This window comes from Streptomyces sp. CCM_MD2014 (assembly GCF_000772045.1).
In the GTDB taxonomy this organism is placed as follows: Bacteria; Actinomycetota; Actinomycetes; order Streptomycetales; family Streptomycetaceae; genus Streptomyces; species Streptomyces salinarius.
Genome location: NZ_CP009754.1, coordinates 2,476,937 through 2,497,931, shown reverse-complemented (window position 1 = coordinate 2,497,931; position 20,995 = coordinate 2,476,937). Strand labels below are relative to the sequence as shown.

Genomic DNA, 20,995 nt, shown 5'->3' with positions numbered 1-20,995 from the left:
GGCGACGCCCCCACACCCGACCGAACGCTCAACTCCCGCCCCGGTCACGGCAACCAGGAGCGATCCACCTCATCGTGTTAGCCGTTGTTAGGCGCTGTCAGTCCGAAGGTAGTTGCGCGGGAACAGAGGGTTCGTTTCTTGCAGCTGAAATCGTCGACGACCGCCCGTGCCGACTTCAGCAAGTAGGTGAGATGTGTGTTGGTGTCGGTGTCGCCGGTGAGTGCGTCCCGCATGGTCCCCTCGATGGGTACGCCCCGTTCCTGACCTGGCGATGCGTCGGACACCTGGCACTTGACGTAGACGGAGTATTCGAGCGTTCCGTCGTCGTCCCGGGTCACCAGCTTCACATCAGAGTTCACGGATACGACGGAAACAGACGAGTAGATGTCTTTTTCTTCATTGAACGGGTAGTCGAAGGGGAGTATCGAGGCGCCGTAGCTAAGCGACAGAGCTCTCTGTTCGTTGCTCTTGTCGGGCGTCGAAAACCTGCACACCTCTGTGCGGAGGAATGCGGGGGTCTTATCGCTGCCGGGTTTCCAATCCCTTGCATATCGGTAGAAATCCTCCTTGGCGTCCTTCAGGCCGCCACGTTCGGAGGAGTCAGCCTCTTGCCCTCGACTGCGCTCCAGCCATGCGATACCAGACTGTCCGAGCAGCCGCTCGCAAGCGCTCGGTGAACTGCTGTTCTTCGTCCCGGCATCACATGCCGTGGTGGCGATCAGTAGACCGACGAGTGTCGACGTAGCGATGGTGCTCTTACTGTTCAACGTCATTAACCTCGACTGTTGTCGGTGTCGGTGTGATCTTCGCCAATCAGGTACCGAGCCTGTGGGTCCTGGGTCAATCTGCGCACTTCGTGCGGAGACATGTTCTCGTCTTCCGCATAATTCAGGAGCGGCGTCATGGCGTTGCGCTGCCCCTGTTCCTTGGCATCTTGAATCGAATCGATCGATTCCTGGTCGTTCTTGTACTCGTTCTCTTGGAGCCAGTCGATCGTGTGGGTTCCCATGACCGTCTCGCCGGCTCCGCCCAGCGTCTCAAAGCCCAGAGGGACCGCTACGGCCGCCGCCACCCCGGCGGGGATGACGACTCCGGAAGCCACGCCGACACCGACCCCGATCGCGGCACCAGCGGCGAACTTGCACCACTCGCCCTGCTTTTCGAGCGCTTTGTTACGTGCCTCTTCATCATCTACGCCGTGGACGCAGGCGCCGACGTCATCAACATCTCCCAGGACACGGCCAAGGCGGTGAAACCCGACTCGTCCCTGGAGTCCGCCGTCGACTACGCCCTGGGCAAGGAGGTCGTGGTCGTCGCCTCGGCGGGCAACGACGGCCTGGGCGGCAAGGACAAGACGACCTACCCGGCCTCGTACGACGGTGTCCTGGCCGTCGCCTCCTCCGACCGCAACAACGAACGGGCGTCCTTCTCACAGGCCGGCGAGTTCATCGGCGTGGCCGCCCCCGGCGTCGACATGATCTCCACGGTCCCCGGCGGCGGCCACTGCTCCGACAACGGCACCAGCTTCTCCGCGCCCTACGTGGCGGCGGTGGCGGCGCTGCTGAAGTCTGCCTACCCCAAGTGGACCGCCGAGCAGATCGTCGCCCAGATCGAGCAGACTGCCGAACGCTCCATCCCCGGCCACGACCGCCTCGTCGGCTGGGGCGTGATCGACCCGGTCAAGGCCCTGACGGACGTGGACCCGGCCCACCCGGTGGAGTCCCCCGCAGCCGAACAACCAGACGCCCACGCCAAAGCCCCCGACGTCCCACCTCTCCACCTCGGCGAGACCGCAGAGGAACGCAACACCCGCCTGGGCACCTACGTAGCCGTCGGCGCCCTGGTCCTGACAGCCGGCCTGGGCGGAACGGCGGTGGCGGGTACGGGATTCGCGGCGGCGGGACGGACGGGAGAGCCGAGGATGACAGTGCTTCCCGAGCGCTCAGCTGTCCGGAGACGGGTGATCGGATCCAAACTCACTGTGCGGAGTCGACGGCCACGTCACAACGCGCGGCGTCGTGAGCGTAGGACGCAGTTCCCCGGGCCAGGTCGATCAATCCTTGTCGCTGTGCTGCCGCACCGGCGCCGCCTTCCCGTGTCAGGCGAACGATCACACTGAGGTGGCGATTCCTGCCGTGGGACGTACAACGGCTGTAGATGGCGGCGACCTTGTCCGAAGCGACGGACTTCTCACCAGCGGTGAAGGGTTCAAGTGCGTTTTCCGATTCGAAGGGTACTACCGCATCCCTCATCCAATCGTCCGGGTCCTCGTACTCCAGCATCGTCACCCTTGCCGAGAGAAGCAGGGGGCCGTCATCATCCACAAAGCAGGAGCTTTCGTACGTGTCGTCCAGTCCTCCTGCGCGCCGGTCTGTCGTGCTGTCCTCGAAGTCGTAGGACGATGCATCCGGCAAGATCTCGTTGAGAGCGTCGGCAGCAGACTTGTCATCCCCAAGCGTGGCGCACACCGCGTCGGTCCGGATCGCCCCTCGTTCCTTTCCGAAGGGCGGCAAGTCGAGAGCGTAGAGGAGTCCGACGCCAAGGGCCAAGACCAAAGAGATCCCGAGAGGAACGGTGACCATTCGGTCAGTGATCTTCATTTTGTTAGTCTTCCTTGTCGAGTTCTCCAGGGATACCCTCGCCCTTGAGGTAGACCCTTACCTTGTCCCGGGCGGCACTGAAGCCACTTTCTGCAGCTGATCCAACGGATGCTTCGATGAGAGGATGGCGGTTGCCGGCCGCCTTTCCTGCCTTCTGGGAAGCTTCCTCGACTACCTGGTAGGTAGAGTTCCGCGTATCCGCGCCTTACGTGGCGGCGGTGGCGGCGCTGCTGAAGTCGGCCTACCCCAAGTGGACCGCCGAGCAGATCGTCGCCCAGATCGAGCAGACTGCCGAACGCTCCATCCCCGGCCACGACCGCCTCGTCGGCTGGGGCGTGATCGACCCGGTCAAGGCCCTGACGGACGTGGACCCGGCCCACCCGGTGGAGTCCCCCGCAGCCGAACAATCAGACGTCCACGCCAAAGCCCCCGACGTCCCACCCCTCCACCTCGGCGAGACCGCAGAGGAACGCAACACCCGCTTGGGCACCTACGTAGCCGTCGGCGCCCTGGTCCTGACAGCCGGCCTGGGCGGAACGGCGGTGGCGGTACGGGATTCGCGACGGCGGGGAAGTAAGTCGCCGTCACATTGACCGCGGCGATCACGCGCCTAAATCCGCGCACGCGGGCCGGTACGTTACGTCTCCTCCCCAGTCAGCTCAGAGAGATGTCACACTTCGCCTTTTCGTGTGCAAAAAAGGCCGCACTCTTCGCCAGCTCGACAAGACCCGCTCGCGTTTCGGGAGTTCCTGTGCTGCCTGCCTCTTCGAGGTGGATGACGATACTCAAGTTGTACTGGCCGCCAGGGATGTTTCCGGCCGAAGTACAGGGCAGGAAGACGGCAGCCACGGATGACGAGGCAACACCATGGACGTCCGAGGAGAACGGCTTCAGCTGGTCCGTCTTCCCGGCCACTTCGCTATCGATCCAGCTCTGGGTCGGCTCGTCGCGCATCATCTGCGTACGTGCTCCCAGGAGCTGGCGACCACCGGCCGAGACGAAGCAATCCGAGCGGTAGCTGTCGTCGTGGATGTCCACGCGAACGTTCACGTCGTCGTTGAAAGAGTACGACGATTCTTCCGGGAGTACGGACCTCAGTGCGTCGACAGACTTGGATGTCGATCCCAGTGACTCGCACACCTCACTTGCCTCAATTTTCCCCGCATCATCGCTGAACGGCGGGATTTTGAGGAGGGCAGCGGCTGCGCACACGCCTGCGATTGCGACGGCGGCGATAGTGACCACATACCCGTTGCGTTTGGCATTCACAGGTCAGTTTTCCTTTTCCAGCTGCCGAGGAATTCCTTCGCCTTCAAGAGCGTCGTGGACATTCTTCCCTGCATTATTGAAACCTTGCTCTGCTGCTGTAGCCGCAGCAGATACGATCATGGGAGAGGGATTGCCGGTGTTCTCGCCGGCCTTCTTGGCTGCTGACTCGACCAGCATGTAGGTCGAGTCCTTGGTGCCTTCGAAATCCTGCCCATTACGGTAAATGACTTCTTCTGAACTATCCTTGACGGTGCCGCCGATGATGGCGCCGATGATTTCGTCCGCCGCCGTTCCAGCTACGCCGCCTGCAACCACACCGCCAGGTCCAGTGAACGGAGCAGTGCCGAGCCCGACACCGATTCCGACAGCGGTTCCGCCCCAGGTACCGATCTTATCGATGACTGCGTTATAGTCCTCGTCCTTCTTGCCCCCTTCGAGCTCACCTTCGTAGGCTCGACCTGCTCCGATCATTCCCTCGATCTCACCAGCAGTGCGTGCAACATCTTCGATGGTCTTTTTGAGATTCTCATCTGGCGAGAAGTTCGGATCGTTGAGATACGCGTCCGGATGTTGGAAGTGGTACTGCATGAGGCTTGTCGTGTAACTGTGTTGACCCAGGTTGACGGCCGCGTACCCCTCCGGATTTCGGCCCACAGAGTACAGAAAGCGGGTGGTATCCGTCTCGCTAAGTCGGGCTGCCGATCCTGCGACAGGAAATAGTTTTTCCTCACCCTCCACGCCTGGGTGCAGGGCGCGATGCATGTCCGGCATGTATTCGGCAGCGATCTGACCCATACTGTCGGACATATAGCTATTCTTTGTAAGTCGGGACGGGTCGTCAGAGATGGAAGAGACGACACTCTGCATGAGCTTGGCCTGGCCGTCGTTGTGCGCTGGCGTGTCCGCAGTCGGCATCTCGCCCGCCGGGTGTCCTGTGGTCGCTGCCTCCAGGGCAAGCGCCAGATTATTCTGCCCCGTGTGAAGTTCGTCGCCTTTGAGGTTGGCCTCTTGAGGCCAGTCCCGCTCTTCGAACAGGTACTGGAAGTTGGACAAGGAAACCTTGCCCTTGTAGTCGTTGTCGTCGTCGGTGTCGCGCTCGAACGGGTTGTCTGGGTCGTCCTTCGACACGAACTGCTGGTTGAAGAAGTCGGTGGCGGCGTCCGGGCTGTTGGAGAGCCCCTTCAAGTAACCCGTCAGTGGGTCCGATCCGCTGTCGTCCCCGATTCGGTTCAGGTACGGGTCCATACCCGTGCGACGCCACATAAGGTTGGGGTGCTCGCCATTGCCAGTCAGCTTCCGCTCGGTCTCCATGAGCTTGGTGCCGTAGTCCCTGAGGAACCCGTCGTCGTAGTCTCCGGTCCGCATCAGGTTGCTCATGACCTGGAAGCCCATCGGTCCACCCCGGTCGCCGTACAGGGGTTTGTCACCGATATCGATCATCGTGTGCTTCCAGGTGCCCATCGCCGTCGAGTCGCTCTGAGACGCCGTGGCCAGCGTCATGCCCAGACTGCGCTGCAGGTCGTCGAACTTGTCGAGGCGCTCACGCCCCAAGTCCCAGTTCCCCCGCTGCGGGTCGGTGACTCCAGTCCAGAACTCCAACGTCCCCTTGGGGCCCAGCGTCGTGGCGAACCGCTCGGCGAACAGTTCGTCGTCGGCGTACTTCTTGAGTCCCGCGGTGAGCTTGTCGAAGTCCTTGACACTGAGGTCGTCGGGATTCTTCTTCGCCAGTGCCGCCAGCTCTTCGGCTTGCTTCAAGGCCTCGGCGGCGGAGTCCCTGTCCTTGTAGTTGGCGTCGGAGAAGCCCAGCGAGCTCTGGTCGGCGATGGCCTGGAGGACGGTCTTGGCCGAGTTGTCACTCTCAGTGGCCTTGTTGAGAATGCCCTGGATCTGGTCCCGTAGCGCGGTGATGTCGCCCTTGTTGTCCTGGTCCATCTTGCTGCGAGCTTCGGGCGGTGCGTTCGTGGTGACGGTGAAGCCGCCCTCGTAGCCGATGACCGTGAGGTTCTTCTTGCGGCCGCCCTCCAGGGCATCGAGGAGCTGGCGATGGTAGTCCTTCAGTTCCCCGACCGTGTCGTTGAGGATCTTGTAGATGGACTCCGCCTGGGTGTGGGCGTCGGCAAACTCACCCGCCGTCTTCCCGATGAACTCCTTGGACACCTTGGCGTTCACGCCGGCCCAGTCGGCTTTGTTGGCACCCTGGTGCAGATTGTCCTCGGCGTCCTTCTTCATCTCCGCCAGACTGCGGACGAGCGTCGACCAGTCCGTCAGAGCATCGTCGATCAGCTTGAAGTTGGCATCGCGCAGTGCTTCGAGTTCCATCGAGCTATTCGTTCCTCATGAGTCGGAGACGAGGGAGAACCGGGATCGGCCGCGCCCAACGGCGGCGGGCGTGGCGCATCAGTCCTTCTTCTTCTCCTTGCTCTGCTCGCCGTAGATGTCGTTGTGCTTTCCGGGCGGCCCGACTCGCTCGTCGAAACCGGCGTCCAGCGTGGCGATGCTGCTCATCTGCCTCAGGATGTAGCCCTCGTCACCGTCATGGGTCTTCTTGGTGACCTGCATGTGGTTGGAGATCTGGGCGCACGCGTCCATCAGGGACTTCAACTGCTCGTCCCACCGCGTCGACACGTGCTTGAGCCCGGCACCCAGCGCGAAGCCCTGCTTCGACAGATCCCCAGCGGCGCTGTCGCTGCTGACGATGTGGACGCGCGCCTTGTCCCAGAGTTGGTTGTACAGGGTGTGAGCGTCCTTGCCGACCTTGGTCAGGGCATCGTTCTGCACCTTCAGATCCCCGTACTGGCTCGGTGCCCGCACGGGACCACCGCCGTCCAACTGGTTCAACTGCATGTGCGCGGAGCCACCCTGCTGCCGCTCCAACGCGTCGGCCTTGAGCTGCTCCCACTCGTCCCATGCCATGGACGGCTACCTTCCCCGTGTGCAGGACCGTCGACGCCGTCGCTGATCGGAGGACGCCGTGCGGTGACCGGACTGTGCCATAACCTAGCAATGGCTGGGCGGAGCGGCGTAGGGCCAAGGCCAGTCACGGACATACGAATCTGCGCCGACGGCTCTCAGGGGGGTACCTGGCTATGACGCGCCCCCGTGCCCGGCGGCCATGCTGCAGAAGGGCAGGCCACACGTGTCAGAACTGACAGGGCTGGCGATCTTCCTGTTCGTGCTCGCCGCCTTGCTGGTCCTCATGGCCTGCGTCAAGGCGGACCGCGTACGTTCCTGGCGCGAGGTGCTGAACCCCTCCGCTCCTGACCTCCCGGACGCGGCCTTCGTGGTCGGACGAGCTGTCCTGATCCTCATGGCCGCCGTCTGTGTCGTCGTCGGTTTCCAGGGGCTGGCCGTGCAGGACGACGGGGAGTGGAGCGACGACGAACTGACGAGCGCGGTCGAGGGCGCGACGCAGGCCCTGGACGGCAGTTTCACCTACGGAGACCCACTGAAGGACGGAGCGCCGGCAGACTTCGACGGTGAGTACGCCAGGAAGGTCGAGCAGGAGGTCGTCGAGCACGGTGGCGGGGACGCTCCTCAAATGGGCGTGGCCGCCACATCGGTCGGCCCGGCGATGTCCGACCAGGGCGAGTACCGCATCACAGCCGACGGAGCGGACGCGGTCTTCTGCATGGACGTCAAGCGTACGCACGACGGGTACATCGAAACGGTGGCGCCCGGACTCTCCGGCGACGCAGCGGCGGTGAAGCTGCCGAAGTACACATTCGCCGTGTCGAGCCGACCAGGCGATTGCTGAGACGTCCTGGTCGCCACCGCTGGTACTTGTCGCCCCGTCGACGGGACTGTTCCCCGCTCCGCGGAGGATGTCCGGGGCGTGCTGCTCGGTGACGGACGAAATTCCAGACTGTTCCGGTCGTTGGGCAGGATTCAGGGCAGCTGCTGGGGAACGGAGGGTTCATTGGAGTAGTTGATGCTGTCGATGTTGCCTGCCGCGATCTTGGCGAGGCTGTCCCGGACACCGGGCTGGGAGTCGATGATGTCGGACGTCTTGTAGTTGCCCATGACGTCGGAGACGAAGTCCAGGCGGGCCTCGCGGGCCGCGATCTGCTGCTCGGTTTTCATCGGTGGGATCTGCGGGTTCGGATCGTCGTAGGCGTACCCCAGGGCCGCGGACTCCAGTGCGTGGCCGAGGTTGTCGTAACCGATCGGCTTTCCATCGTCGCCCTCCGGCCATTCACGGGCACCCTTTTCGTGCCCGGCGAGGTAGTCGAAGTTGCTCATCTTGTCGTCGCCCTGGCCGGTCGAGGCGTTGAAGAAGTCCAGGGACGCTGCCGAGTTGCGCCCTGGGCAGGCAGGTGCCGGCCTGGCACGACAGCCTCCGGCTGATCGACTCGACGTCGCTGCCCTGTGCTGCGTCCCGCGAGACCGTCAAGCGCTCCGGCCTGGCGGGGCACGCCGGTTACGGTTACTGCCGCAGCCACTCCCGGTTCTTCTGGGGATTCCGGCTCTACCAGGTCACCACCGCCGGGGCATCCCTGTCACCTGGTGCCTGGCCAACCCAAAACTCGGGGAACAAGCGGTGATGACCGCACTGCTGGAACGCGATCATCACCTCGCCCGGGCAGGACAGGTGATCCTGGCCGACAAAGGCTTCGCCGACTGGGAGTTCGAAGCCTTCGCAGGGGACTGTTCTTCAGGCGCCGGATATGTTCCTGGCCCTGGAGGCAGCAACCTCATGGGTGGAGTTCACTCGCAATTCAGTGTTTTGACGGTGGCGGGGAAGTAGGCGCGCATGAACGTTTCGATGTCTTTGCGGTGGCTGCTGTCGGTGAGCTGAATCTGAGGCAACTGCAGAGTGAGAGTGAAGTATTCTCCCTTCTCCGTCTTACATGCAGTCGTCGAGAGTGCGCCGTCGATTCCTGTCATCGAATCTTCTGCAAGGTCGATACGTTGCGGATAATTGATGCCTGCGACTGATCCACTCCGAGCCAGGTACATCAGGTCGGGCTTATCTTCTGTCCACCAGAAACGAAATTCGAGCACCCGCTCCTTGCCGGACAGTAGAACGCATGGAGCTGAAATCATTGTTCCTCGGTTCACCTTATTGTACTCGTTCCATTCTCCGCCGGACTCGACGAGCGTCTCGGTGAGTGCAGGGGCGACGGCGGTCCCACAGATTCTTTCGGGAACTGTCGGGGGTGAGGAATGAGTGCACGATGTCACGGGAAGGATCATCGACAATGCAGCTATTGCCCGCATCGAGTGTCGTTGAACATGTGTAGCGCGCCCTTCTCCGCATCGAGCCGGTCGATCAGGTTCTTCACCTGTGCGCCCCAGGTCTTGTGCGCCGTCTTCAGCGCCGTGGAGATCACCCATCCGTCTCCGTCCTTGGGGCCGAAGGTCTTGACCGCGCTCCCCGTGTCCTCGTCCGCCCACCTCCCGGCCTTGGCCGTGTCGGGCTGGATGTGTTCCTCGATCGCCTTCACTGCGGCTGCCTTCTCTGCAGGCGATGAGGCCAGGTCCTTCTTCCGGCCCGCAGGTCCCGTGACGTCGGTCGGCCCACCTGGATCGGCCGGGAGCTGATTGAGTCTCATACCGACTGTCCCGCCCATTTCAGCATCCACCGCCAACGGCCCCGTTCGGTTAACGGTTGACAACGCATCTGTCGACGCGTGAGTGCATACGGTCACAGCAGAGGAGAGGCTACACGGCGTGGACTCTCGGTCATGGCTCCAGTACGGCCCGCACTTGATGAAGAGCGCAATCGAGCCTCCTGGCTATTGGTCAGAAGCTGATGGGGTCTCATCGAGGACTTAGCGGACGTGCGGGTCGGCGATGTAGCCGCGGACGATGCGCGGCTGGCGCTGGCGTCTGTGGAAGAAGCGGCGGGTCTCGGCGGCGAGTTCGGCCTGATCGCGAGCCCGGTGCTGCTTGGGCAGGCTGTGCTTGAGGTCGGCGTTGATCAGTTCGTCGGGGTGAGCGGCGAGCCAGTCGCGGACCATCTTGGAACGGTGGGCGAGTGTCCGTCGACGACGAGGTGGACCTTGTGGTCGAAGTGGCCGGCGAGCCGGTCCGGGAACGGCATATCACCTCGGCGGTGAAGACCATGAAGTGCATCCGGCCCCTGGTGCTGATCGCCGGCATCGCGTTCACCGAGAACCCGTTCCCGGGCCGCCGCCCACCGGGCGTCTTCCCCTTCTGGCCCCAGGTGCGGCCGGTGACCTGGTCGGAACGGATGCCGACCTGGTCGGAGAACAGAAACTCGCCGCCGTCCCTCTTCGCCTTCGCCCGGATTTTTGGCCAGGTCTCCTCGTGCCAGCGACGCACGACCTGCGGGTCCTGTCCCACGGCCCGCTTGTCCGGGCGCTGGAAGGACAGCCCCCACCGTTTCAGGTACTTGCCCACCCCGGGTTCGGTCAGCCGCACCCGGTACAGCTTCGCGATCAGTCGCCCACCAGCCGCCACGTCCACAACGACCGGAAAGCCCCACGTCACGGAGCCGGTGATCGAGGACGGCCTGCCGCACTGCGGCCCGCTCGGCCGCCCCGAGCACCTGGTGCACCCCGACCGGCTTGCCGCGAGGACGCATGACCAGCGCCTCACGCCCACCCGCCTGCCACTTCGCCCACCAGATGTCGACCGCCCTCAGCGACCCCCCCGAACACCGCCGCTACGTCCTCACGGTCCCGCCCAGCCACCAACGTGGCCACCGCCCGCAACCGCACGGTCTCCTGCGCCGACGGCGACAGATGCCGCGCGTGCCCCACCAGCTCGCTCACACACCACCAGCGACCCAGAACCCAAACCGTTTCGGAGCAATACGTCAATCAGGAACCGAACACTTCTACACGCGGCTGGGTTGGCAGCTGTGAACGAGTCGCAGCGTCGGGCGGCGGCCAGTCGATCGCCGCGTCAAGGTGGTGCTGACGGCACTTGCCCTGGGCGGGCTCGAATTTCAGCAACCCTGCTGCGCATGCGCTTCGCTCCTGTGTAGCTGCGCAGGACACGCTGAGTGTCGCTTACTGGAGGCTGCCCCATACGGCACCGAACGATCGCTCTCCGCACGCAGTGGGGTAGTGGGGAGCCCGGTGACATGGCACCTTTGTAGTGCGGTCGGCACCTGAAGTGAGTACGCATACTCATGGCGCGTCGGTGACGCAACGGTCAGGCTTGGCTCAGGCGCTCTGCTCGTGCAGTTGGGTCGGAGGTGGTTTCCCCGCCAGGGAAGCGTGTCCGGTGCGCTGGGGGCGGGGAAACCGGCCGACAGTGAGGTCGGCGGGAAGCGGCGAGGCTCGACGGCCAAAATAGTAGAACTTGCAACCATTGCGCGATTGCAACAAGGCTGGCACGAATGGCAGTTGGATGCGGGCTACCCGGTGACTACAGTGTCGAAGCCTCAAGGTTACGATCAGTTGTGGGTGGAGCCGTTCAGTCCGGCTCAGCCGATGGGTGTACGGGGAAGCGGGGGAGGTAGCAGCATGCTTCCAGCTGAAATGGCGGGAGGGGTGTCCGCCGCCAGGGCGGCCAACCTGGAGGTCACGGGCGAGGCGCTGTCGACGTTCGTGAAGCGGGTGGACAGCGCGCTTCGCAATCTCGAGGGTTCGGCGGGTGACCCGACGCGCATCGGCGCGCAGAGGATCAAGCCCTCTTCGCTCAACAGCGGCAGTGCGTCCGCCTTCCCGGAGGCCCACGCGTTGTACCTGCAGTACAACCGGGTCCACGAAGAGCTCACCAGCCTCTCGAAGACACTGCACCTTCAGATCGAGGCGATCGGCATCGCCGTCCGGGGCGCGCACGTGGGCTTCGACAACCTCGAAGAGGAACAGCGCCGCCGCTTCGAGTTGATCCAGACCCAGCTCAAGCAGATCGAGGATGCCAGGGGCGGCAAGCAGCGCACCGAATCGACAGTCAGCGGGGGCCTGTAGACATGTCCGACAAGCGTCACGAGGCGGACTACGACCGAATTTCTCGGCAGAACACCGCTGCCGACCTGACGCGGGGCCTGGAAGAACGCCCTTCGTTCGGGCTCTTCGGTGGGATACTGAAGTCTGCTGTCGAATCGACGCCGCTGGGTTCGGCCATGCGAGGCCGGACAAACTTCGAAAATCACGACCTCAACGAGATGGTCGACCTTGTAGAACAGACGAATCCAGAAGATCTGGAGAGCTCCGGCAAAGCGCTGTGGGACGCGCGGGACGCCATCAAAGAGGCAGCCAAGGAGCTGGACGGTCACATCGGTAATGTTCGCTGGGTAGGCGAGGCGGGTGAAGCCTTTCGCAAGTGGGGGCGCGCTCTTGTCACCAGCACGCATGGCCTGAGTGCCTTTGCCGGCGGGGCGGGAGACCAGATCACCGCTGCCGCCGTCGGCCTGGCGAATGTGCGCACGGCCATGCCGGAACGTGATACGAGGCCGACGAGCAAGGCTCTGCGGCCCGAGCAGCTCCCCGCGCCCAAGCAGGTCGAGGGCAACAGCGAGTACGCGGAAGCGGTTCGTGTCGAGAAGAACCGCCAAGAGGCGATCAACCAGATGAATCGGTTGTCGTCCTACTACGCCGTGTCTGAGGAATTGCTCGCGGGGATGGAGCCGCCCAAGTTCACGGCCATGCCGGATGTGGGAGTGCCGAAGCCTCAAAAGGATTACCGAATCGGGATGCCTGATGTTCGCCAACCGGGCCCCGTTCAGGAGCGTGAGAGCGGAAGCTTTACGGGCGATCATTCGCGCACCGTCATGGAGGACAGGGCTCGGCCGAATACAACGGACGGCACCGCTGACGCATCGGGGAGCATCACACAGCCGGCCGTTTACACCGACGTTCCCATTGCGACGAACATCGACAGTGTTGGTACGCCAACGCTCCCTACGGCTCCCGTTCCCGGCCCCGCGTTGCCAACCACGCTACCCCCGGGCGACGGTGGTGGACCGACTGGCCCGTTCGGTCCGAGTTTCGGTTCTCCGCTGCCTCCTGGACGCTCCGGCCGGGCTGATGGCGGACCCGGTCGTACCAGGGCGCCGTTTTCGGCCCAGGGGCGTGTGACTCCTCCCGCCCAGGGCGGGGGCCCGGGGCGTCAGGGCGGCCAGGGGCCCTTCAATCAGGTGGGACGTCCGACGCCTGCCGGGCAGCAGCCCGTCGCGAGGGGAATTGCGTCAGGAGCCAAGCCGTCCCTCATGGGGCCCGGGGTGAGCGGCGGTACTCCGCGTCCTAACCCAGCGATGGCGCCGAGACCGGCGGGCGGCCCGGTCACCGGAGCCGGCCGGACCGGTGGTGTGGTCGGCGGTCGGCCGACGAGCACCACAGGTGCAACGGGACGAAGTGGGCCGAAGCTTCCCCGTGGCACGGTCGTCGGGGCCGACGCCGGGTCTCAGCCGGGCAAGGGTCGCTCCACGGCGAAGCCCGGTATCACCGGTGCGCCTACGGGGGCGGGGTCTGCCGCCCGTGCCGAACGGAACGGCATGACCCGTGGTGGTGCGGGGCTCGTGCGCGGACCGGGCGGGCGTGGGCGCCGTCGTGACGAACGCAGGGAGGAAGGTGCGGAGCGACCCGACTACCTGGTCGAGGACGAAGAGACACACCTGCCTACGAATCCGCGGCGCGACGTGCCGCCGGTTGTCAACTGAGCGCGAGCGAGGACTCACCCCATCATGAAGTCAGCAACACGCCGAGGGCTGCGAGTACGCGTAGCGGGCGCCGTCGCGAGTGCCCTGATTGCCGTTGGCGTGAGCTTCGCTCCAGGTGCCACTGCGGCCGACGTGCAGTCGGAGCAGTGGTACCTGGGACCGATGCAGGCCGAGAAGATGTGGAAGACCAGTACGGGGGAGGGCATCAAGGTCGCAGTAATCGATACCGGAGTTAACCCCGACACGCCTTCCCTCAAAGGGCAGGTTCTGACTGACGAAGTACCGAAGCAAGTCGCGTACGGTGCCACCGACGACTATGCAGGCCACGGGACGACCATGGCGGAGTTGATCGTCGGTACCGGGGCGGGTGGACGACTTCGAGGGTTGGCGCCTGGCGCGGAGGTCGTGCCCTACAGAGTTCCGCTGGGAAACGAGCTCAGCGCCAAGGAGGAGAAACTGGCGCCGACCTCAGCCGAAGCGATCAGGGCAGCCGCGGACAGCGACGCACGCATCATCAGCATGTCCATCGGCTCCGTGGCCTATGAAGCAGAAGATGCAGAAGCAGTGAAGTATGCCGCGTCCAAGGGCAAGATTCTGGTCGCGAGCGTTGGGAACGGTGGCCAGGACAGCGGCTACATTGAATACCCAGCGGCGTACCCATACGTCCTTGGCGTGTCGTCCATCGACGACAAGAGCCGCATCTCAGACTTTGGTCAGTCGGGCAATTACGTCGACTTGGTGGCGCCGGGCGAGAACCTCCCCGCCTATTGCAACGGGAACTTCGAGACGTACTGCCACAACCTCAACGGCACCAGTTTCAGCACCGCCATCACCTCCGCCGCAGCCGCCCTCATCTGGTCCGCGCACCCGGACTGGACGGCGAACCAGGTCACCCGGGCACTGATCGACACGGCCGGTCGCAAGTGGCCGAAGGACAAGCCGACCTCGACCGCCGGCTACGGGACCATCCGCCCCCGCTCGGTGCTGGCGAACCCGGACTACGACCCCGGCGAGCCGTACTCGGACCCGCTGCGTAAGGAGAACATGCAGGAGGGGGAGAAGCTGGTCACGGAGATTCCGCCGGCGTCCGCGGCCGCCTCCGAGGAGCCGTCCGCGGGTGCAACAGCTACGTCACAAGGTGCGGAAGGGGCGCCCAAGGACGGGCAGGCGGCCGCAGGATCGGATGACGCGAAGACCGTGGCGTCCGACGCGTCGAGTGACAGCGGCAGCACGCTGTGGATCGTGCTCGGCGTCGCTGCAGCCGTGGTCGTGCTCGGAGGCGGCGCCTTCGCCGTGCTGCGGGCCAAGCGCGCGAACTGACACCGGCGTCGTCGGTGTCGTAACGAGAGAAGGAACAGGGAGGGCAGGGGCGGATCATGGCCGTCGACCAGAAGCTCGAAGATGCAGCGGTAGTCAAGCTGCAGAAGGACATGTACGAGAAGTTCGAGAACATCCGTAAGCGGGTGCACAACCTGCAGGGTGTGATCGACACCCTTGAGTCCGGTGGTCAGTGGCAGGGCGTCGGCCGTGCCGCGTTCGACAAGAAGCAGCATGAGATCAACACCTCGCTGCAGAACATGGGCCGCATCCTCGCGGAAGTCGTGGACGCGATGACCGCGACGCGCAACATCAAGGACAGCAAGGAAGACGAAGTCCGTGCTGCCGTGAACAAGATCGACGCCTACGACGGTGCTTCCAGCCTCAAGACGTCGCCCCTCAGCTCGTTCTGAGACACGCGGTCAAACAGGCGCCGATGAGCCGCTCGGGCAAGACTCGGGCAAGCTCGGGGCGCAGACATCAGCCACAGCCGGATCACCTCCGGAACGAATCGAGGTAGGCAGAGATGAGCCGTAACGCCGATGGTCTGCAGGTAACGTACGACGGACTCGACTTCGCGGCGACCACCCTCGCCAACGAGGCGAAGCTGCTCGACGAGGACATTCAGCACCTCACCAAGTTGGTGGAAGGCAGCCAGCAGTACTGGGCGGGCAAGGCCCAGGATGCCTTCAAGATCAAGCTGGAAGCCTGGCGCAAGGAGACCAGCGACATCCACCAGGCCCTCATGGGCATCGGACATGTCGTCGGCACCTCCGGCGGTACGTACATGGAGGGCGACCTGGCTGCGTCCAGGTACCTGCAGTAGTCGCGGGGACAGCGGCAAGGACAGCAACGAGGGTGGGCGTGCGCGGGAGACGCCCACCCTCGCGGCGTTTTCGGGGCCGCGGTCAGTCGGGCAGCTCGAGGTTCGCAAAGCCGTGCCGGACCGCCAACCGTTCGGCGAAGGTGTGCAGGGCCGAGCGGAGGAACTGCTCGGCCGGAGCGGCGTAGACCGTCGCGTGGATGCGGTGGATGCGGAAGACGGCCGGAACGCTGCTGTTGGGGCGGGACGCCGTGGCCTGAGCGCTGCCGTGCGTGATGCCCGGTTCCGGCCAGTGCTCGTCATGGTCGGCCGACCGGAGACACTGTGCGTAGGGGCCTAACTGGGCCTCCAGGGAGTAGAGGACTTCGTCCCGCGCCTTCGTCTCGCCCAGCAGACAGCGTTCCAGTGGCGCGCCGTCGGATGCCTCGCTCTCCTGGAGCCAGTCGACCCACTGGGCCTCCGGTATCCGGATACCCTCGCAGGTGCCCGAGGCGGCGGCCGGAGCTGTCTGTCCCTTCGACAGCGAGAGTTCCGGTATGCGTCCACCGAAGGCCGTCTCGCACGATCGCCGGCCGGCTGCCTCGAGAGCAACGGCGGTGGCCAGCTCCGCCACGGCGCGGCTCTCCTCGCCGTTCTCATGCGACGCGTCGCCCGCGACGCTCACCACCACAGACGCGTCCTTGTTGGCGCACGGCGGTACGACTCCCGTGTCGCGCAGAGCCGTGTAGCCGTGCCGGCCGCCGCCCAGCGCGGTGGGCGGGTGGTCTGACGAACCGCTGTCCAGCACCTTCAGCACGCCAGGAGAGACGTCGGACCGGACCGCGTCGGCACGGACCGGGCCGACACTCACCGTGAGGTCCGCGACGCGGCAGGAGTGGAATTCGTCCTCGTCCTACCCGTGTTCCGCGTCATGCGAGAGGCCGACCTCGGTGCTGAGGCCGGTAAGACTGCCGACTCGTCGTGGCGGGATCAGCCCGCCGCAGTACGTCGCGAGCTTGTCCTGGTACCGCCGTCCTCTGCCGGTGTCGCTCACCCGGTACCAGGCCGCCGTCCTCTGCCGGTGTCGCTCACCCGGTACCAGGCCGCCGTGCTCCGCCGGTGTCGCTCACCCGGTACCAGACGTACGCGGCTGTGAGGGCGAGCGCCAGAGGAAGGACGCCGCAGAGCCCGACGCTGCGGAGCGCTCTCAGCGCTGGTTCCCGTCCTCCACCAACCCCACCTGAACCAACGGCTTCCCCCGCCGACGCGACACGAACACGCCCCGGCCCGCCGGCATCGGACGCGGGCGCACCCCGCCCAGCAGGTCACCCTCGGCCGCGTCGCCGCTGAGGACGACACCCTGCGCGCCGAGTTCCTTGAGGCGCTGCATGAAGGCCTCGTAGCCGGCCCTGCCCGCGCCCGCGGTCGAGCGGGCGATGATGAAGCGCACGCCGACGTCCCGCGCGAAGGGCAGGAGCTCGGTGAGGTGGGCCAGCGGGTTGCCGCTCGACGTAGCGACCAGGTCGAAGTCGTCGATGATGATGTACACCGTCGGCCCCTGCCACCAACTGCGGTCGCGCAACTGCTCCGGCGTGACGTCGGCGGTCGGTGTGCGGCGCTGCATCAGCTCGGCCAGCGCCTCCATGTGGTGTTGCATCTGGTTCGACATCGGAACGTACTCGGCCAGGTGCGACGGCGGAGTGAATCCCAGCAGGGAACGGCGGTTGTCGATGACGAACAGCTTGCAGGAGTCGCCGTCGTAGCGCTCGCAGAGCCGTCGGATGAGGAGCTTCAGCAGGTTCGACTTGCCGGACTCGCTCTCTCCGAAGATGAGGAAGAACGGGTCCTGCTCGAAGTCCACGAACACCGGCTCCAGGTTGTCCTCGTCGAGTGCGAAGGACACCCCACGGCGCGGGAACCGGTCGCCCGGGGGAAGCTGTTGCGCCGGGAACTCGCGCGGCAGCAGCCGCACCGCGGGCGCGCCCGGCTGCTGCCAGTGCCGCGCGACCTCGGTCGCGAGTGCCTGCGTGGCCTCGGCGAGGTCCGTGTCGGAGGACAGCCCGTCGATGCGCGGGACCGCCGCCATGAAGTGCTGCTTCTGCGGCGTCTGGCCACGCCCCGGAACGCCCGTCGGCACGTTCGCCGCGACCTTGCGGTCGAACTCGGAGTCCATCGTGTCACCGAGGCGCAGTTCGAGGCGGTTCATCAGGTGGTCCTTGAGGTTGCTGCGGACCTCCATGGAGCGGGACGCGGTGAGGATCACGTGGATGCCGTAGCCGAGGCCGCGCGCAGCCATGTCCAGGACCAGCGACTCCAGGCCCTCGTAGTCCGCGCGGAAGTTGCCCCAGCCGTCGATGACCAGGAAGACGTCACCCCACGGCTGGTCGGTCACCGAGATGTCGCCACGTGCGCGGCGTGCACGGAACTCCGCGATCGACGAGATGCCGGCCGTGCGGAAGTACTCCTCGCGGCGGGTCAGCACGCCGTAGACCTCGGCGGTCGTACGCCGTACCTTCTCGGGGTCGAGGCGCGAGGCCACGCCGCCGACGTGGGGCAGGCCGGCCAGCGCCGACAGGCCGCCACCGCCGAAGTCGAGTCCGTAGAACTGCACTTCGTGCGGAGTGTGGGTGAGCGCGAAGGACGCGACGATCGCGCGCAGCAGCGTCGACTTGCCGGACTGCGGGCCGCCCAGGATCTGCATGTGCCCGGCGGCGCCGCCGAAGTTCAACCAGAGCGGGTCCCGGCGCTGCTCGTACGGCTTGTCGACGATGCCGACGGGCACGACGAGCTGCCCCGCGCCCTCGTACTCGGGCTGGGTCAGACCGCGCCCCGCCACCTGGGCGAGGCCGGGCAGCAGGGTGTCGAGCGACGGCGGGCTGTCCAGCGGGGGAAGCCAGACCTGGTGGGCCGCGGGACCCTGCGCCTCCAGGCGCCGGACGACGACGTCGAGGACGGTGTCGGCGAGGGCGTCGCCCGTCGTGTCCGGAGTCTCCTCGCGCTGCGACGGTATCGCCACGTATCGCACCGGGACCTCGGCGGCGGTGAACAGCACGGGTCGCCGGTCAACCGGTCGCGGACCGCCGGGGGACGCCGCCTGCTGAGTGGTCGTGCGGTACACGCCCGAGACGTACGCGGCCTTGAAACGCACCATCTCGTCCGTGCCGAACTTCAGGAAGCCGGAGCCGGGGACGTTCGGCAGCTCGTAGGCGTCCGGGACACCGAGCGCGGACCGGGATTCGGCCGCGGAGAAGGTGCGCAGACCGATCCGGTACGACAGGTACGTCTCCAGGCCGCGCAGGCGGCCCTCCTCCAGGCGCTGTGAGGCCAGGAGCAGGTGGACGCCCAACGATCGTCCGATACGGCCGATCTGGACGAACATCTCGATGAAGTCCGGCTTCGCCGTGAGTAGCTCGCTGAACTCGTCGATGACGAGGACGAGGGAAGGGATGGGCTGCAGCGCGGCGCCGGCCGCGCGGGCCTTCTCGTAGTCGTGGATGTTGGCGTAGTTGCCCGCGTCCCGGAGCATCTCCTGACGGCGGTTGAGCTCGCCGCGGATCGAGTCGCCCATGCGGTCGACCAGGGTCAGGTCGTCGGCGAGGTTGGTGATCACGGCCGCCACGTGCGGCAGTTGCGCCATGCCGGCGAAGGTCGCGCCGCCCTTGAAGTCGGCGAGCACGAAGTTGAGGGTCTCGGAGGAGTGGGTCACGGCCAGGCCGAGGACCAGGGTGCGCAGCAGCTCGGACTTGCCGGAGCCGGTCGCGCCCACGCACAGGCCGTGCGGGCCCATGCCCTCCTGCGCGGCCTCCTTGAGGTCGAGCATCACGGGACGGCCGTCCTCGCCGACGCCGATCGGCACCCTGAGCCGTTCGGACTGTGAGCGGGGGCGCCAGGTGCGCCGCGGATCGACGGAGGCGGCGTCGCCGAGGTTGAGGAGATCGGTGAACTCCAGATTCGCGAGGAGCGGCTCGTCCTCGTCACCGCCTGTTCCCGCGCGCAGTGGCGCGAGCTGCCTCGCGAGTGCTTCCGCGCTTTCCTGGGAGAGGACGTCGGGGGTGCCCTCGTAGACCGCACCGTGTACGGCCTCCAGGCGCAGTTCATTCGGTCGCACGACGACCGAGAGGTCCCCGCGTCCTGTGGTGAGGGTGCCGGGGATCAACTCGAGGACGCTCACACCCTGCATGCCCTCGGGGCTCGCCAGCAGTGACGTCGGCGGCAAGGAGACCCCGTCGAGCACGACGACCAGGTGCGGTTGGTCGGGTACCGGGCGGCCTTCCGGATGGAACCGGGGCCGGCCCTCGAGACGGGTACCGAGCAGTTCCTCGAGTGCCGTCGGGTCGGTCGTCATCAGGCGCCGGGAGCCCGCGCCGTCCTCCGCTCCGCTGGCCTGTGCGTGCGGGAGCCACTTCGCCCACTCCCACTCCGTCGCCGACTCCTGCCCGGTGGCGACGGCGATCACCAGATCCTCGGGGGAGTGCAATGCGGCGAGCGAGGCGACGACAGCTCGGGCGGTGCCGCGCGCGGTGACCGGGTCGCCGCTGATCGTCAGGTGGTAGAACGCCCGCAGGGAGACCGCCATCGGCAGGTGCTCGAGGGTGCTGTGCGTGGCCAGGAAGCGGTGCATGGCGCCCGCGGTCAGCGGTTCCAGCTCGTCCACCGGCGCGGTCTCCGGCGGCACCAGGGGAGTGGCCAGGGCCTGCGGGCCGAGACCCACGCGCACCTGGGCGAAGTCCTCGTCGCCCGCGCGCCGCTCCCACAGGCGGCTGCCCTCGGCGACCAGTGCCCACAGCTGGTCCGGCGACGGATGCAGGTAGAACTGCGCGTCACGTTGGGCCTTCGCCGTCTCGTTGGCGGTGCGCCTGGTCTGCGACAGATAGCGGAGATAGTCGCGGCGGGTGTCGGCCATCTGCCCCTGGTTGCCGCGGCGGTAGCGCACCAGCATCGCGATGCCCATGGCGATCGTGGACGCGATCATCACCATGCCCATGATCTTCATGATGGGCTGCGCCGAGGGGTTGAAGAAGAACACCACCGACCCGCCCATGCCGAGCATGGGCAGGAGTTGCATCCACGCGCCCTCCTGCTGCCCGCGCGGGAGTTCCGGCGGGGACTGCAGGTGGACCTCCTCCGTGGGCACGTTCTTCGGCAGTGCCCGAGGTGGGCGCTTGACGACGATGTGACTCACTTCGCACCAATTCCCTTGCCGGCCCGACCCGTTCCGTCCACCGCCCGTCTCCCGGTGCACGTCGATCGCAAAGGGCGATCCTACTGACACCTGCGGACGGCGGGGGGCGGTAGGGTGCCGTGAGACGCGTGAGCAGTTGCGAACCCGTCCGGGAGGGAATGAGATCCCGCGGGCGGCGCGACGCTGGACACGGGCTGCTCCCCGCGCAGTGCTGCGGGGCGCCGCCGAACAACCGAGCAGGATCGTTACCG

18 protein-coding genes and 3 pseudogenes are annotated in these 20,995 nt (G+C 65.7%); 9 read left to right on the top strand and 12 right to left on the bottom strand.

The annotated features are described in order from the left end of the window. Window positions 1-77: 77 nt before the first annotated feature. Both NI25_RS39235 and NI25_RS39675 read right to left on the bottom strand, forming a co-directional pair. A complete protein-coding gene (locus NI25_RS39235; protein WP_148315121.1) occupies window positions 78-773 on the bottom strand; it encodes a hypothetical protein in 696 nt (231 codons plus the stop codon). After that, window positions 773-1,102, bottom strand: coding sequence for a hypothetical protein (locus NI25_RS39675; protein WP_199561144.1), 330 nt, complete (start codon window positions 1,100-1,102; stop codon window positions 773-775). The genes NI25_RS39235 and NI25_RS39675 overlap by 1 nt, the downstream gene beginning before the upstream one ends. A gap of 84 nt (window positions 1,103-1,186) precedes the next feature. On the opposite strand from NI25_RS39675, the pseudogene NI25_RS10730 reads away from it, so the two are divergent. Further along, window positions 1,187-1,925: pseudogene (locus NI25_RS10730) on the top strand (S8 family serine peptidase); the annotation flags it as partial. 51 nt (window positions 1,926-1,976) lie between these two features. Here NI25_RS10730 and NI25_RS10725 read toward each other — a convergent pair. Continuing rightward, the gene (locus NI25_RS10725; protein WP_078884588.1) at window positions 1,977-2,600 is read right to left on the bottom strand and encodes a hypothetical protein; all 624 of its coding nucleotides are present in this window, start codon (window positions 2,598-2,600) and stop codon (window positions 1,977-1,979) included. A gap of 197 nt (window positions 2,601-2,797) precedes the next feature. On the opposite strand from NI25_RS10725, the pseudogene NI25_RS10720 reads away from it, so the two are divergent. Then, window positions 2,798-3,193 (top strand): annotated as a pseudogene (locus NI25_RS10720) (S8 family serine peptidase); the annotation flags it as partial. A 61-nt stretch (window positions 3,194-3,254) separates the two neighbouring features. Here the strand turns inward: NI25_RS10720 and NI25_RS10715 are convergent. The 3 genes from NI25_RS10715 to NI25_RS10705 form a co-directional block, all read right to left on the bottom strand. Continuing rightward, window positions 3,255-3,869, bottom strand: a complete 615-nt coding sequence (locus NI25_RS10715; protein WP_148315120.1) for a hypothetical protein — start codon at window positions 3,867-3,869, stop codon at window positions 3,255-3,257. Window positions 3,870-3,872: 3 nt separating this feature from the next. After that, a complete protein-coding gene (locus NI25_RS10710) occupies window positions 3,873-6,188 on the bottom strand; it encodes a hypothetical protein (protein WP_061442243.1) in 2,316 nt (771 codons plus the stop codon). Window positions 6,189-6,266: 78 nt separating this feature from the next. Next, window positions 6,267-6,782 (bottom strand): hypothetical protein, encoded by a 516-nt coding sequence (locus NI25_RS10705; RefSeq protein WP_061442242.1) that lies wholly within the window; start codon window positions 6,780-6,782, stop codon window positions 6,267-6,269. 223 nt (window positions 6,783-7,005) lie between these two features. Here NI25_RS10705 and NI25_RS10700 point away from each other — a divergent pair, with 223 nt between their 5' ends. Next, entirely contained in the window at window positions 7,006-7,623 is a 618-nt protein-coding gene (locus NI25_RS10700; RefSeq protein ID WP_233520713.1) for a hypothetical protein, read from the top strand. Between the two features lie 131 nt (window positions 7,624-7,754). On the opposite strand, the gene NI25_RS10695 is transcribed toward NI25_RS10700, so the two are convergent. Further along, window positions 7,755-8,108, bottom strand: coding sequence for a hypothetical protein (locus NI25_RS10695; protein ID WP_061442240.1), 354 nt, complete (start codon window positions 8,106-8,108; stop codon window positions 7,755-7,757). A 59-nt stretch (window positions 8,109-8,167) separates the two neighbouring features. Between NI25_RS10695 and NI25_RS40130 the strand changes: the two are divergent. Next, window positions 8,168-8,514 (top strand): annotated as a pseudogene (locus NI25_RS40130) (IS982 family transposase); the annotation flags it as partial. A gap of 59 nt (window positions 8,515-8,573) precedes the next feature. Here the strand turns inward: NI25_RS40130 and NI25_RS39230 are convergent. The 3 genes from NI25_RS39230 to NI25_RS40760 all read right to left on the bottom strand — a co-directional run bounded on the left by NI25_RS39230 (window position 8,574) and on the right by NI25_RS40760 (window position 9,829). Then, window positions 8,574-8,870: a hypothetical protein gene (locus tag NI25_RS39230; protein ID WP_148315119.1), complete on the bottom strand. Its 297-nt coding sequence runs from the start codon at window positions 8,868-8,870 to the stop codon at window positions 8,574-8,576. A gap of 203 nt (window positions 8,871-9,073) precedes the next feature. After that, complete coding sequence (locus tag NI25_RS10690; RefSeq protein ID WP_107071686.1) at window positions 9,074-9,313, bottom strand: hypothetical protein; 240 nt, start codon at window positions 9,311-9,313, stop codon at window positions 9,074-9,076. 327 nt (window positions 9,314-9,640) lie between these two features. Continuing rightward, window positions 9,641-9,829 (bottom strand): hypothetical protein, encoded by a 189-nt coding sequence (locus tag NI25_RS40760; RefSeq protein ID WP_420710818.1) that lies wholly within the window; start codon window positions 9,827-9,829, stop codon window positions 9,641-9,643. A 1,476-nt stretch (window positions 9,830-11,305) separates the two neighbouring features. Here NI25_RS40760 and NI25_RS10675 point away from each other — a divergent pair. The 5 genes from NI25_RS10675 to NI25_RS10660 all read left to right on the top strand — a co-directional run bounded on the left by NI25_RS10675 (window position 11,306) and on the right by NI25_RS10660 (window position 15,586). Then, entirely contained in the window at window positions 11,306-11,752 is a 447-nt protein-coding gene (locus NI25_RS10675) for a hypothetical protein (protein WP_061442239.1), read from the top strand. Window positions 11,753-11,754: 2 nt separating this feature from the next. After that, window positions 11,755-13,443: a WXG100 family type VII secretion target gene (locus tag NI25_RS37510; protein WP_078884587.1), complete on the top strand. Its 1,689-nt coding sequence runs from the start codon at window positions 11,755-11,757 to the stop codon at window positions 13,441-13,443. A gap of 24 nt (window positions 13,444-13,467) precedes the next feature. Continuing rightward, a complete protein-coding gene (locus NI25_RS10670) occupies window positions 13,468-14,763 on the top strand; it encodes a S8 family serine peptidase (RefSeq protein ID WP_061442238.1) in 1,296 nt (431 codons plus the stop codon). Window positions 14,764-14,819: 56 nt separating this feature from the next. Beyond that, window positions 14,820-15,173, top strand: a complete 354-nt coding sequence (locus NI25_RS10665) for a WXG100 family type VII secretion target (RefSeq protein ID WP_061442237.1) — start codon at window positions 14,820-14,822, stop codon at window positions 15,171-15,173. 113 nt (window positions 15,174-15,286) lie between these two features. Then, window positions 15,287-15,586, top strand: coding sequence for a WXG100 family type VII secretion target (locus NI25_RS10660; protein WP_061442236.1), 300 nt, complete (start codon window positions 15,287-15,289; stop codon window positions 15,584-15,586). 82 nt (window positions 15,587-15,668) lie between these two features. Here the strand turns inward: NI25_RS10660 and NI25_RS10655 are convergent, their stop codons facing one another. Both NI25_RS10655 and eccCa read right to left on the bottom strand, forming a co-directional pair. Further along, the gene (locus NI25_RS10655) at window positions 15,669-16,433 is read right to left on the bottom strand and encodes a hypothetical protein (RefSeq protein WP_061442235.1); all 765 of its coding nucleotides are present in this window, start codon (window positions 16,431-16,433) and stop codon (window positions 15,669-15,671) included. A 336-nt stretch (window positions 16,434-16,769) separates the two neighbouring features. After that, on the bottom strand, window positions 16,770-20,744 hold the full coding sequence (gene eccCa / locus NI25_RS10650) for a type VII secretion protein EccCa (protein ID WP_061442234.1): 3,975 nt from the start codon (window positions 20,742-20,744) through the stop codon (window positions 16,770-16,772). Window positions 20,745-20,995: the final 251 nt, after the last annotated feature.

What these genes read in the sequence shown, in the direction of transcription:
- NI25_RS39235 (WP_148315121.1), bottom strand. Translation starts at nt 773, where the DNA reads ATGACGTTGAACAGTAAGAGCACCATCGCTACGTCGACACTCGTCGGT.
- NI25_RS10725 (WP_078884588.1), bottom strand. Translation starts at nt 2,600, where the DNA reads ATGAAGATCACTGACCGAATGGTCACCGTTCCTCTCGGGATCTCTTTG.
- NI25_RS10710 (WP_061442243.1), bottom strand. Translation starts at nt 6,188, where the DNA reads ATGGAACTCGAAGCACTGCGCGATGCCAACTTCAAGCTGATCGACGAT.
- NI25_RS10705 (WP_061442242.1), bottom strand. Translation starts at nt 6,782, where the DNA reads ATGGCATGGGACGAGTGGGAGCAGCTCAAGGCCGACGCGTTGGAGCGG.
- NI25_RS10695 (WP_061442240.1), bottom strand. Translation starts at nt 8,108, where the DNA reads ATGAGCAACTTCGACTACCTCGCCGGGCACGAAAAGGGTGCCCGTGAA.
- NI25_RS40760 (WP_420710818.1), bottom strand. Translation starts at nt 9,829, where the DNA reads ATGGTCCGCGACTGGCTCGCCGCTCACCCCGACGAACTGATCAACGCC.
- NI25_RS10675 (WP_061442239.1), top strand. Translation starts at nt 11,306, where the DNA reads ATGCTTCCAGCTGAAATGGCGGGAGGGGTGTCCGCCGCCAGGGCGGCC.
- NI25_RS37510 (WP_078884587.1), top strand. Translation starts at nt 11,755, where the DNA reads ATGTCCGACAAGCGTCACGAGGCGGACTACGACCGAATTTCTCGGCAG.
- NI25_RS10670 (WP_061442238.1), top strand. Translation starts at nt 13,468, where the DNA reads ATGAAGTCAGCAACACGCCGAGGGCTGCGAGTACGCGTAGCGGGCGCC.
- NI25_RS10665 (WP_061442237.1), top strand. Translation starts at nt 14,820, where the DNA reads ATGGCCGTCGACCAGAAGCTCGAAGATGCAGCGGTAGTCAAGCTGCAG.
- NI25_RS10660 (WP_061442236.1), top strand. Translation starts at nt 15,287, where the DNA reads ATGAGCCGTAACGCCGATGGTCTGCAGGTAACGTACGACGGACTCGAC.